Origin of the sequence: Parazoarcus communis (assembly GCF_003111645.1) — a bacterium.
Taxonomy (GTDB): domain Bacteria; phylum Pseudomonadota; class Gammaproteobacteria; order Burkholderiales; family Rhodocyclaceae; genus Parazoarcus; species Parazoarcus communis_A.
Genome location: NZ_CP022187.1, coordinates 2536698 through 2548762 on the forward strand (window position 1 = coordinate 2536698; position 12065 = coordinate 2548762).

A 12065-nucleotide genomic window follows, 5' to 3' on the forward strand; every position below is an offset into this window, starting at 1 on the left:
GATCGATCACGGTCAGGCCAAGCGCAGCCGGGTAGAACAGTACGCCGGTGAGGGCTGCCAGCGTGGCAAGCGCGCGACGCTCTCCATCGCGAAACGGCGCACACAGCCCGGTGCGCGCGATGAAAAGCGCGGCCAGGACCACGACGGTCACCAGCGACAGCCCCGCAAACAGCCCGCGCAAGGCGGCAATCAGACTCACGCCCGCCACCGGCACACTGAGCGCACCCACCAGGATTGCGAGCACGCCCAGCGCGCGGGGCGTGCTGCGGCCGAGAGCGGGCACACACAGCGCGAGGGCGAGCGCCCAGCCCAGCGTGTCAATCAGGGGCGCGATCACAGCTTGCTCTCCAGCCAGGCACGGTTGAAACTCAGGTGGCGCACGAAACTGCGGTTCCAGGTGTAGACGAGATGAAACTCGCCGGCATCGGTGCGGATCAGGTAGGGATAGTCGTACTGCCAGTTGCACGTGTCGCCGTGACGGCACAGTGCCTGCTCGGCGTTTGCCTCGACTTCAGCCGGCGTGGGGCCGGGCCCGAGCGCAGCCAGATCGCCGGCAAGCAAGGGGCGGAACTGATCGAGCGCGAGATCCTGCCCCAGAAAGTCCTGACGGTCTTCGAAGCGATGGATGGCGCGCCAGTGCGCACCGCGGTCCTCACTCACCAGCAGTGACAGACGCAGGCGTTCGTCCTCGGTATCGTTCGCGACCGCGATCAGGCGACCGTCGTCCAGACGCAGCGCAGCCAGCGCCGAGTTGGGGTTGGGCAGATCGGTCAGTTGCGGCGCACTCCAGCTGCGCCCGCCGTCCGTCGTCTCGCTGCGCCACGCCCGCGGCGGGTGTTCGGCGCCATCGCGCATCAGCGCAATCGCGCGCTGCGCATCCTCGACCAGCACCACCGGCTGCAAGGTCCGGTGACCGTGATCCATGCGGATCTTGCGCTGCATCTCGCCCGTATCGGAGAGCACCAGCAGTTCGGCGAACTTGCCCGCAAGCTCGTGATACACCGGCACGCCGATCTCGCCGTTGTCGAAGAACACCGGCCCACCTTTGACCAGGGTGCTCAGGTTGATGAAGGGCGAAGTCACCAGGCGCGTGGCCGGCAACCAGCTGCGGCCAAGGTCGGGCGAGCGCATCAGGTTGATGTGGCTGGTCGCCCACCCGCCCATGGTCACGCTGACATAGATCACCCACAGTTCGCCGCGCGGGGTGACGAAAGCCACCGGATTGCCCATCTTGCGCACCAGCATTCCGGTATCGGCCGTCGTCTGTTCCGGCGAGGCAATGGCGTGCTGCTCGCCCCAGGCCAGCGCGCCCGTCTCGCGGTAGGCTGCGAAAATCTTGACGTCGGTGCTGCCCTCGCGCTCCCCACCGAACCACACCGAGAACAGGCGGCCGTCGGGCAGTGCCGCAATCGACGCTGCATGCACCCGGGGCGGCGTTGCAGCATTCACGAGCGCGCTGCGCAGATAGGGCTCGGCCTCAGCACCGGCATGCACGGACGGCGGCACGAAGCCAGGGGCGGCCGTACCGGAAAAACCCGGCCAGGCCACCCAGGCCGTGAGCAGGCAGATCAGCCCGCAGCCCAGCCAGCGCCCTGCGCTCATTGCGCCACCACCCGGAGCAGGAAGACCTGCGACAGCGTGTCCGGACGCTTTGCCGGATTGAGAAAACGCGCATTCAGACGGGTCACGCGGAAATCCGGGTTACTGGCCAGCACTTCGGCACGCAGGCCTGCCGCCTCCACCACCTCACGTCCGGAGGCCGAGGTGTAGAGCACGACCGGCGCGCTCATCGCCTGCAACTGTGCAAGCGTCAGGGTCGGTGTCAGCCGGGCGGTGGTGAAATCGAAACTGCCCGCCCGCCCCTGCTCCTCGAGGTAGTACACCGACGCGGGGTCGAGCGCGAGTCGTTCGACCGCTTCACCCAGCACGGTACCCGCCTGATAGCGCAACAGTTGCGGGTAGAAATTCCACGCCAGCAGGAAATTGAACACCACACCAGCGGCCACCGACGCCAGCACCACGCGCGCGCCGCCGGAGCGACTCAGACTCAGCACCACACCCGCCACCAGCAAGGCCACGGCGCCAGCCATCACGCCCCAGCCAAGCGGCGAAAACGCCCAGCCGTTGATCGCCACGGCGAGCAATGCAAGCACCAGAATGGCAAGGAACTGGACCGCCCACACTCCGCGCGTCGCAGGCCGTTCGATCCGCGGCGCAAGCCAGTTGGCGAGCACGATGGAGAACAGCGGCAGCAGGATGTTGAGGTAATGCGGCAGCTTGAACTGCGAAGCGGAAATGATCGCGAACAGCACGACGATCGTTCCCAATGTGAGCATTTCCTCGCCGGGCTGAGGACGCAGCCTGCCGCGCAACACGCGCAGCCCCTGCGACCACAGGGCCACAAGGGTCAGAAACGACCACGGCAGGAAGGCCCACAGGAAGGTATGAACGAAGAACAGCGGGTCCTCGGCGCCGGCATTGCCGAAGCGCTCGCCCGCGAGCCGCTCGAAGTTCTGCGACCACAGGATGAAGCGCACCCCGTCGGCACCGAACTGCTGGTAGTAGGCAAACAGCACCGGCGCCGCAAACACCAGCACGATCAGCGGCAGGGCCAGCCAGCGCGGGTCGAACAGACGCGCCCAGTCACGCCGGTAGAGCAGGTGCAGGAAGACGGCGATGCCCGGCATTGCCACCCCAATCATGCCCTTGGTCGCAAAGCCGAGCGCGAGTCCCAGCCCTGCCAGCACGAGATTGCGCCAGCGCCCGCCGGCAACGAACTCGGCCAGCTGCCAGATGGCGAACATGATCGACCCGGTCAGCAGCGCGTCCATGCGGACGTCGTTGTTGGCAAGAATGAAGGCGATTGCGCTGGCGAGAATCAGGCCCGCCAGCCGACCGACCTCGGCCGAGTGCAGCAGACGTCCGAGACGTGCCGTGGAATACACCGCGAGCACCGAAAACAGCAGCGACGGCAGCTTGTAGGCAAAGGTGCTGACGCCGAAGACCTTGAACGACAGGGCCGCGAGCCAGAACAGCAGGTGCGGCTTGTCGAGGTAGTCGTGGCCCTGGGTGATCAGGCGCAGCCAGTCTCCCGATACATGCATGTGCAGCGCAATGCCGGCGTGATGCGCCGAGTCATTGTTCATCAGCGGGACCATGGCACCGCCGATGTACACCACAAGCAACAGCAGATAGCAGGCCAGCGTGCTGCGTGCGTCCAGCCGCACGCTCAGGCTCCGTAGTAGCCGCGATACCACTCGATGAAGCGGCCGACACCGTCGCTCACACTGGTGGCCGGCACGAAGCCCGTCCATGCATTCAGCTCGGAGGTGTCAGCGTAGGTCGCGGGCACATCGCCATCCTGCAAGGGCATGAAGTTCTTCTCGGCCTTGCGCCCGAGGGCGTTCTCGATGGCCTCGACGAAGGCCATCAGCTCGACCGGATTGTTGTTGCCGATATTGAATACGCGGAAAGGCACGTTGCTGCGACTGGGATCGGGCTGGTCGGCATTGAAGCCGGCATCGGGCTCGGCCACATGATCGAGCGTACGCAGCACGCCCTCGACGATATCGTCCACGAAGGTGAAGTCGCGCTTCATCTTGCCGTGGTTGAAGACATCGATCGGACGCCCCTCCAGAATCGCCTTGGTGAACAGGAACAGCGCCATGTCAGGCCGGCCCCACGGCCCATAAACCGTGAAGAAGCGCAGGCCGGTGGTGGGCAGACCGTAGAGATGGCTGTAGGTGTGCGCCATCAGTTCGTTGGCCTTCTTGGTCGCTGCGTACATGCTGACCGGGTGATCGACGCTGTCGTGCTCGGAGAAGGGCATGCGGGTGTTGCCCCCATACACGCTGGAACTCGACGCATACACGAGGTGTTTCACCTTGCTGTAGCGACAGCCTTCAAGAATGTTCATGAAGCCGACGATGTTGCTGTCGATGTAGGCATGCGGATTCTGCAGCGAATAGCGCACCCCGGCCTGGGCCGCGAGGTGAATGACGCGATCGAACTTCTCCTCGGTGAACAGACGCTCCATGCCCGCACGGTCGGCGACGTCCATCTTCACGAAGCGAAACGCGGGGTGCGGCGTCAGCCGCGCCAGCCGGCTCTCCTTCAGCCTCGGATCGTAGTAGTCGTTGAGGTTGTCCAGCCCGACCACTTCATCGCCACGGGCGAGCAGGCGTTCGGAGGTGTGCATGCCGATGAAGCCGGCAGCGCCGGTGACGAGAATTTTCATGATGTCTATGCAATGGATGACAGGAATGCGGCGATTATCTCATGAGCGTCATGACGATTGCCCTTCGATCATGTCACGCCCTTATACTTTCGCCGTCCCATCATTCCCGGCCCCGATGCTGCAACGCCTGCCCTACTCCCTGCTGTGGTTGCTCGCCCTTCCCCTCGTCCTGCTCCGCCTGCTGTGGCGCGCGCGCAAGCAGCCCGCCTACCTCCGCCACGTGAGGGAACGCTTCGGCAGCTACGGCGTTCGCGCACCGGGCCCGACGATCTGGGTTCACGCGGTATCGGTCGGCGAAACACGGGCCGCCGAGCCCTTGCTCCGCGCCCTGCTGGCACGCTGGCCCGAGCACACCATCGTGCTCACGCACATGACCCCGACCGGGCGCGCAACCTCGAAGTCCCTGTTTGCCGACGAGGCCCGGATCCTGCGCGTCTATCTGCCCTACGACCTCGGCTTTTTCGTCGAACGTTTTCTGCGCCACTTTCACCCGGCCTTCGGCGTGATCATGGAAACCGAGTTGTGGCCCAACCTGCTCGCCGTGTGCCATCGGCGCAGTATTCCGGTGCTGCTCGCCAACGCCCGCCTGTCCCCGCGCTCCGCAAGTCGCTATGCCCGCTTCCCGTCACTGACCGGTCTCACCCTCGGCGCCCTCAGTGCCATCGGTGCCCAGACCGCCGCCGATGCGGCACGCCTGTCAGCGCTCGGCGCGCGCCGTGTCAGCATTACCGGCAACATCAAGTTCGACATGACCCCGCCCGACGAGGTCCCCGCGCTGGCGCACATCTTTCGCACCCGTTGCGGCACACGGCCGATCCTGCTTGCCGCGAGCACGCGCGACGGTGAGGAGGCCCTGTTGCTGGATGCCTTTGCCCGTCTCGCGCCGCCCGAGGTCCTGCTGGTGATCGTACCCCGCCACCCGCAGCGCTTCGATGAGGTCGGCGCGCTCGTGCAGTCGCGCGGGCTGACGCTGCAGCGGCGCAGCGACAACGCCCCAGTGGACAGCGATACCCGGATCTGGCTGGGTGACTCGATGGGCGAGATGTTTGCCTACTACGCAGCTGCAGATGTGGCGCTGATCGGCGGCAGCTGGCTGCCGCTCGGCGGACAGAATCTGATTGAAGCCTGCGCGGTGGGCACCCCAGTGCTGGTCGGCCCGCACACGTTCAACTTCGAGCAGGTTGCGCAACAGGCCATCGAACTTGGTGGCGCAGCACGCCTGGAAACACTCGAGCAGGGCGTGCACAGCGCGCTCGACCTGATCGCCGACGCCGACCGGCGCAATGCAATGTCACGGGCGGGGCTCGACTTTGCCGCCATCAACCGCGGCGCAACCGCACGCACGGTAGAGCTGCTCGCGGAGATGACCGCCTGAGCTGCCGTGGCGCCGGCCATCAGGCCAGCGCAGGGCTCAGTCCATGCCCCATTTCTGCAGGCGGTAGCGCAGCTGACGCAAGGTCATGCCGAGCTGGCGCGCCGCAGCAGAGCGGTTCCAGCGGTTTTCGTCGAGCGCACGCAAGACCTTGATGCGCTCGTCGTCCGAGTCGGCCACATCGTCGTCCTCGCCCGTATCCAGGTCGAGCCCCGTCTGCGTCAGCCCCTCGCACTGCTGCAGGTCGAGATCGGCAGCCGTGATCTGGTCGGATTCGCACAGCGCGCAGGCACGCTCGAGCAGGTTTTCCAGCTCGCGCACATTGCCCGGAAAGCTGTGCCCGGAGAGGGCTGCGAGCGCATCGGGCGACAGCTGCCTGACCGCCCCGCCCTCACGCTCGGCCAGCCGTCCCAGCACATGTGCGGCGAGATCAGGGATGTCTTCCGGGCGCTCTCGCAATGGCGGCACGCGCAGCGTGATCACGTTGATGCGGAAGTAGAGATCCTGACGGAAGCGGTTCTCGTTCACCAGCTGCGCGAGGTCGCGGTGGGAGGCCGAGAGGATGCGGACATCGACCGATTCCTCGGCATGCGCACCGACGGGGCGCACTGCGCGCTCCTGAATGGCGCGCAAGAGCTTGACCTGCATCGACAGGGGCAGCTCGCCGACCTCGTCGAGGAACAGGGTGCCGCCGTTGGCCGCCTGGAACAGCCCCTCCTTGTCGGTCGCCGCACCGGTGAAGCTGCCCTTGCGATGACCGAAGAACTCGCTCTCCATCAGCTCGGGCGAGATCGCACCGCAGTTTACCGGCACGAAGGGCGCAGCCGCCCGCGCACCGAGGCTGTGGATCAGGCGCGCGATCACTTCCTTGCCCGTACCCGACTCCCCATGGATGAATACCGGCGCCTGATTGCGCGCCAGCTTCTCGACCTGCCCCCGCAACTGCGCCAGCGCAGCCGAAGTCCCGATCAGCTTGCGCCCGCCTTCACCCTGCGCCGCGTCCGACGGCGCCTGCAGCTTCAGTGCGTGCGTGACCAGTTCGCGCAAGGCCTTGAGCTCGACCGGCTTGGTCACGAAATCGAAGGCACCGACCTTGAGTGCACGGATCGCGGTCTCGATACTGCCGAAGGCGGTGATCACGGCCACCGGCAGGCCCGGGCACTGGCGCTGGATGTGCTCGACCAGCTCCAGTCCGTCGCCATCGGGCAGTCGCATGTCGGTCAGGCAGAGCCGGTAGCGGCGACCTTCGAGCAGGGTCCTGGCTTCGGCCACCGTGCCAGCTGCATCGCAACCCAGCCCCATGCGCATCAGCGAGAGTTCGAGCAGTTCGCGGATGTCTTCCTCGTCATCGATCACCAGCACATCCACGCTGGCACTGCGGTTACGGCGATCTGAAACGCTCATGGACAACTCCGTCCGGTCAGCACGAAATGCGCGCCCGTGGAGTCCGACACGGGCTCCAGCGTGGCGTCGTTGGCGTCGGCAAGCTCCCGGGCAATATACAGCCCGAGGCCGGTACCTTTGGCGTGCGTGGTGAAGAAGGGCTCGAACAGGTGGGCGCGGGTGTTCTTGTCCAGCCCCGGTCCGTCATCCTGCACATGCAAGCGTACGCAGCCGTCCGCGCCCACGTCTGCGCGGATGCGCACCGAGCCCGGCTGGGCAGAGCAGTAGCGGCGAGCGTTGCCCAGCAGGTTGTCGAGAATCTGGTGCAGGTGCGCGCGATCGATTGCGAGCGTGAGCTCAGGGTCGATCTCGACGCTGAAAATCGCGCGTTCGGCCCCGTCGCGCAGCCCCTGCGCATCGACCACCTCGGTCACGAACCGGGCAAGTGGCAGCGCCTCGGGCTGCGCCTGCTGACGACGCCCGAGGGCGAGCACGTCGCGGATCATGCGCTCGATGCGCTGCGCGTTGTCGTTGATGATGCGCGCCAGCCGGCCCTGCATGTCGGCCCGTTTCTCCTCCTGAAGCAGCTCTGCCGCCTGGGTGACGGCCGACAGCGGATTGCGGATCTCATGCGCCATGCTGGCCGTCAGCCGCCCCAGCGCCGCAAGCTTGAGTTGCTGCATCTGACGCTGGATATCCTCGAAATCGGTCAGGTAGATCAGGACATCGCCCCCGGTTGCCGCTTCGGAATCCGCTTCCATCACGCGACAGCGCAGCAGCCTGCGTGCAGGCCCGAGCCGCATCAGACGCCCGTCCGCACCGCCACACTGCGCGCGGCAGTCGCCGAACGCGGAGTCGATGTCGGCCAGGGCCAGTCCATCCATGCTCTGCAAGCCCAGCAGGCCAGCCGCCTGAGGATTGGCCTGGCGGACGAAACCGTCGGGTCCGAGCACGATCACGCCATCGCGCATGTCGCGGATGATGCGTTCATTGACCGCCTGCTGCTTGACCAGCTCCTTGCCACGTCTTTCGGCAAGCGAAGCGTTGTTCTTGGCCCGCAGCGCAAGCAGGCGCGCCACAAGCGCGATACCGAAGAACGCGATGCAGGTGATGCCGACCTGCAGAAAGTCACCTGGCGTGCCGTCGGCAATGAAACGCCAGCCATTTTCGGTGAGCACGGCCAGCGTCGTCAGCGCCGCAAGAAAGAGCACCATGCGCCCTTCGGCCACCAGCCCCGCACCTGCGAGCACAATCATCATCAGCACAGGCATGCCGCTGCGGAATCCGCCACTGGACCACATGAACGCCGTCAGCATGAACACGTCGATGACGACCTGCAGCGTCACCAGACGGTCGAAACCCATGCGTCGTGCAGCATCGGGAAAGCCGAGGGCCAGAACGGCCCCGAGATAGCAGATCGCGGTAACGAGAAAGATGGTCGGGTGTTCGCTGCCCAGATTGAGCTCGCGCCCTGCCACCAGAAAGATGCCGGCGATGATGAGCCGGAACAGGTTGAAAAAGCGCAGCGACTGCAGTCGCGCCGGGTCGACGCCGGACAGCACGGAGTCACCCAAGCCTATTCTCCCCGGCCGTCATTACCCAGACGGCGGTGCCCTTCGCAGCAGTAGAAACCGCTTTCGTCGCGAACGCCTTCGCTCTCCGGGACATGCACACCGCAATGCGCACAGGCCAGCACCCGTTCGGGCTCGTTCAGGCGCGGATCGCGCCCCGGGCCACGCCGCGGTCGCTTGAGGGCACGACGCACCCACCAGATACCACCCAGTATCAGCAGAAAGATCAGCAGATTGCGCACGATGGAGAGCGGGCCGCGAGAGAGAATGAGACCGGCAGTTTACCACGCAGGACGGCGGCAACGCCGCCGCCCGCGGGGACATGCCACCACCGGCCGGGGCGCGCCGGAAGGCAGGCAAAGCAGTGTGACGAACCCGGCTTCAGCGCAGCTTCTGCAGGCGTTCGCAGGCCGCCGCGAGCGTGCTCTCGTTCTTGGCGAAGCAGAAGCGGATCACGCCTTCGTCGCGACCATCGGCAAAGAACGCCGATACCGGAATCGCGGCCACCCCCGCCTCACGCGTCAGCCAGTCGCAGAACACGCCATCCGGCTGATCCGAGATCGCACCGTAGCGGGCAAGCTGGAAATAGGTGCCGCCCGAAGGCAGGAGCTCGAAGCGGGCGCCGGAGAGTCCGGCACGGAAGTAATCGCGCTTGGCCTGATAGAAGGCCGACAGCTGCAGATGCCGGCCGGCATCCGCCATGTAGTCCGCGAGCGCAAGCTGCACCGGGGTATTGACGGTAAACACGTTGAACTGGTGAACCTTGCGGAACTCCGCCATCAGTTCGCGCGGCGCCACCACGTAACCCACCTTCCAGCCGGTGATGTGATAGGTCTTGCCGAAGCTCGACACGACAATGCTGCGCGCCGCCAGCTCCGGATGCGCGGCACAGCTCTGATGCACGGCGCCATCGAACACGATGTGCTCGTACACCTCGTCCGACACCACCACGATGCCGGTGTTGCGGGTGAGCGCCGCAAGCTGGGCGAGGTCGTCCGCGGACCACACGGTCGCGGTCGGGTTGTGTGGGGAGTTGATCATGATCATCCGCGTCCGCGGCCCGATTGCCGCAGCGACCGAAACCCAGTCCGGACGGTAGTCCGGTGCCCGCAGCTGCATGCGGATGACCGTGCCGCCGGCCAGTTCGATCGCCGGCCCGTAGGAGTCGTACACCGGCTCGAACACGATCACTTCATCACCGGCATGAACCAGCGCACTGACCGCAGTGAACAAGGCCTGGGTGGCACCGGCGGTCACCGTGACCTCATGCTCAACATCGTAGCGCGTTCCGTACAGGCCCTCGACCTTGCGCACGATGGCTTCGCGCAGGGGCAGACAGCCCGCCAGCGGGGCATACTGATTGAAGCCCGCCCTCATCCAGTGGGCGACACGCTCGAACAGCACATCCTCCGCATTGAAGTCGGGAAAGCCCTGCGACAGGTTGATTGCACCGCACTCCTGCGCAAGCCGGGACATGACGGTGAAGATGGTAGTGCCGACAGTCGGCAGGCGCGATTCGATCGGTGCGGGAAAATGCGGCATGGGAATCCTGGCGGATCGGCAATGACTGGGAATTGCATTCTCGCAGAGTCGCGAGCGAGCGCAAGCGCCGCGCCACCGGGCATTCGGACTTGCGGACAGGACCGAGGACTGGCACATTCCACGGCTTAACTTGCCCCAGAGAGCAGGAGACAGGACCGAAGCAGGCCTGCGGCGACGCACTTTGTCGCCCGCACCCGAGTCCGGTCCGGATCCACACCATGTTCGTACAACCCGTTCCAACGCTGTGCCGCGATGGCGACAGCCTGCTGATACTCGACCAGACTGCGCTGCCATGGCGGCGTGAGCAATGTCGCCTGAATACCCTCGACGAGGTCGCGCGCGCCATCCGGACCATGCAGGTTCGCGGCGCGCCGCTGATTGGCAACACGGCTGCAATGGGTGTTGCGCTCGCCCTCACCCGCGCTGGCGCCGAAGACGAACAGCTCGAACACGCCCTGACACTGCTCGCCGCCACGCGCCCGACCGCGGTCAATCTGCACTGGGCGCTGAACCGCATGGCCGGCATTCTGCGTCCGCTGCCGGCACCGCGGCGCATGGCAGCAGCCTGGGACGCCGCCGAGGCAATCTGTGCCGACGACGCAGCGACATGCGACGCCATCGGCCGTCACGGCCTCGCCCTGCTGCGCGGGCTTCCCGCCCGTAGCGGTCGCCCCCTGCGTGTGATGACCCATTGCAATGCCGGCTGGCTGGCCACGCTCGGTGCGGGCACCGCGCTCGCCCCGGTCTACGCGGCCCAGGCGGCCGGAATCGACATCGAAGTCATCGCCAGCGAAACCCGTCCTCGCAACCAGGGGCTGCTCACCGCCTGGGAGCTGCGCGAAGCCGGTGTACCGCACATGCTGATCGCCGACAACGCCGCCGGCCACCTGCTGATGCATGGCGAGGCAGACGTGGTGATCACCGGGGCAGACCGCATTGCTGCCAACGGCGACAGTGCGAACAAGATCGGCACCCTGCTCAAGGCACTTGCCGCGCGGGCCGCTGGCATTCCCTTTTACATTGCCGCGCCCTATTCGACGCTCGATTTCGGCAGCCCCGACGGGGCCGCGATTCCGATCGAGGATCGCGGGGCCGACGAGGTCTGCTCGTCCATTGGTGTCGACGCACGCGACGAAGCGATCTCGCTGCGCATCGCACCCGCCGGCACGCGCGCGGCCAACCCCGCTTTCGACGTCACACCGGCCAGCCTGATCACCGGCATCATCACCGAACGCGGGGTGATCGCGCCCGCGGCGCTGAGCGCGACCTATGCGGAGCGCCAGGAATGAGCATCACTGAAGAAGGCCTGCGCGAGGAGCTGTTCGCCACCACGCTGGAGATGGGGCGCAGCGGCCTCAACGTCGGCACCTCGGGCAATGCCAGCGTGCGCTGGGGTACGGGTCTGCTGATCACGCCCAGCGGCATTGCCGCAAGTGCCTGCACCCCGGCCGACATGGTGGAGCTCGACAGCGGCGGCAGCGCTACGGGCACACTGGCACCGTCCTCCGAGTGGCAGCTGCATCGCGACATCTACGCGGCCTGTCCCGGCGCGGGTGCGATCCTTCATGCCCACTCTCCCTTTGCCACCGCGCTTGCGTGCCAGCGCAGGCACATCCCGGCCTTCCACTACATGATTGCCCGCTTCGGCGGCACCGACGTGCGGTGTGCCCCTTATGCCACGTTCGGCACTCAGGCCCTGTCGGACGCTGCCGTCGCTGCACTCGTCGACCGCAGCGCCTGCCTGCTTGCGAACCACGGCATGGTGGTCTTCGGGCGCGATCTCGCGCACGCACTCGCTCAGGCCATCGAGTTCGAAACCCTGTGCGAGCAGTACTGGCGCACCCTGCAACTCGGTGACCCGGTCCTGCTCTCGGCCGCCGAAATGACGGAGGTCATCGAGCGCTTCCGCTGGTACGGCCGTCCCCGCGATGGCAGCGCATCGTGAGCACCTCCGGCAACA

The 12065-nt window shown here is 66.2% G+C and carries 10 protein-coding genes; 3 read left to right on the forward strand and 7 right to left on the reverse strand.

Going from position 1 to position 12065, the window contains the following annotated elements; translation table 11 throughout:
* Nucleotides 1-333: 333 nt before the first annotated feature.
* Genes CEW83_RS11585 through CEW83_RS11595 form a run of 3 tightly spaced genes read right to left on the reverse strand, consistent with a single transcriptional unit; the run spans nt 334 to nt 4237 of the window.
* Nucleotides 334-1602: a sialidase family protein gene (locus tag CEW83_RS11585; RefSeq protein WP_108949478.1), complete on the reverse strand. Its 1269-nt coding sequence runs from the start codon at nt 1600-1602 to the stop codon at nt 334-336.
* Nucleotides 1599-3227 carry an ArnT family glycosyltransferase gene (locus CEW83_RS11590; protein WP_159099448.1) on the reverse strand — a complete coding sequence of 543 codons (1629 nt, stop codon included), beginning with the start codon at nt 3225-3227 and terminating at the stop codon, nt 1599-1601. Before CEW83_RS11590 ends, CEW83_RS11585 begins: the two co-directional genes overlap by 4 nt.
* 2 nt (nt 3228-3229) lie before the next feature.
* The gene (locus CEW83_RS11595; protein ID WP_108949480.1) at nt 3230-4237 is read right to left on the reverse strand and encodes an NAD-dependent epimerase; all 1008 of its coding nucleotides are present in this window, start codon (nt 4235-4237) and stop codon (nt 3230-3232) included.
* A gap of 115 nt (nt 4238-4352) precedes the next feature.
* On the opposite strand from CEW83_RS11595, the gene waaA reads away from it, so the two are divergent.
* The gene (gene waaA, locus CEW83_RS11600) at nt 4353-5612 is read left to right on the forward strand and encodes a lipid IV(A) 3-deoxy-D-manno-octulosonic acid transferase (protein ID WP_108949481.1); all 1260 of its coding nucleotides are present in this window, start codon (nt 4353-4355) and stop codon (nt 5610-5612) included.
* 36 nt (nt 5613-5648) lie between these two features.
* Here waaA and CEW83_RS11605 read toward each other — a convergent pair whose 3' ends face one another.
* From CEW83_RS11605 to CEW83_RS11620, 4 genes are all read right to left on the reverse strand, one after another.
* Nucleotides 5649-7013: a sigma-54-dependent transcriptional regulator gene (locus CEW83_RS11605; protein ID WP_108949482.1), complete on the reverse strand. Its 1365-nt coding sequence runs from the start codon at nt 7011-7013 to the stop codon at nt 5649-5651.
* Nucleotides 7010-8566 carry a sensor histidine kinase gene (locus tag CEW83_RS11610; protein ID WP_108949483.1) on the reverse strand — a complete coding sequence of 519 codons (1557 nt, stop codon included), beginning with the start codon at nt 8564-8566 and terminating at the stop codon, nt 7010-7012. The genes CEW83_RS11605 and CEW83_RS11610 overlap by 4 nt, the downstream gene beginning before the upstream one ends.
* Before the next feature lie 2 nt (nt 8567-8568).
* Nucleotides 8569-8805: a PP0621 family protein gene (locus CEW83_RS11615; RefSeq protein ID WP_108949484.1), complete on the reverse strand. Its 237-nt coding sequence runs from the start codon at nt 8803-8805 to the stop codon at nt 8569-8571.
* Between the two features lie 139 nt (nt 8806-8944).
* Nucleotides 8945-10105, reverse strand: coding sequence for a pyridoxal phosphate-dependent aminotransferase (locus CEW83_RS11620; protein WP_108949485.1), 1161 nt, complete (start codon nt 10103-10105; stop codon nt 8945-8947).
* A gap of 218 nt (nt 10106-10323) precedes the next feature.
* On the opposite strand from CEW83_RS11620, the gene mtnA reads away from it, so the two are divergent.
* Entirely contained in the window at nt 10324-11394 is a 1071-nt protein-coding gene (gene mtnA / locus CEW83_RS11625; RefSeq protein WP_108949486.1) for an S-methyl-5-thioribose-1-phosphate isomerase, read from the forward strand.
* Entirely contained in the window at nt 11391-12050 is a 660-nt protein-coding gene (locus CEW83_RS11630) for a class II aldolase/adducin family protein (protein ID WP_108949487.1), read from the forward strand. Before mtnA ends, CEW83_RS11630 begins: the two co-directional genes overlap by 4 nt.
* Nucleotides 12051-12065: the final 15 nt, after the last annotated feature.

What these genes read in the sequence shown, in the direction of transcription:
- CEW83_RS11585 (WP_108949478.1), bottom strand. Translation starts at nt 1,602, where the DNA reads ATGAGCGCAGGGCGCTGGCTGGGCTGCGGGCTGATCTGCCTGCTCACG.
- CEW83_RS11595 (WP_108949480.1), bottom strand. Translation starts at nt 4,237, where the DNA reads ATGAAAATTCTCGTCACCGGCGCTGCCGGCTTCATCGGCATGCACACC.
- waaA (WP_108949481.1), top strand. Translation starts at nt 4,353, where the DNA reads ATGCTGCAACGCCTGCCCTACTCCCTGCTGTGGTTGCTCGCCCTTCCC.
- CEW83_RS11605 (WP_108949482.1), bottom strand. Translation starts at nt 7,013, where the DNA reads ATGAGCGTTTCAGATCGCCGTAACCGCAGTGCCAGCGTGGATGTGCTG.
- CEW83_RS11620 (WP_108949485.1), bottom strand. Translation starts at nt 10,105, where the DNA reads ATGCCGCATTTTCCCGCACCGATCGAATCGCGCCTGCCGACTGTCGGC.
- mtnA (WP_108949486.1), top strand. Translation starts at nt 10,324, where the DNA reads ATGTTCGTACAACCCGTTCCAACGCTGTGCCGCGATGGCGACAGCCTG.
- CEW83_RS11630 (WP_108949487.1), top strand. Translation starts at nt 11,391, where the DNA reads ATGAGCATCACTGAAGAAGGCCTGCGCGAGGAGCTGTTCGCCACCACG.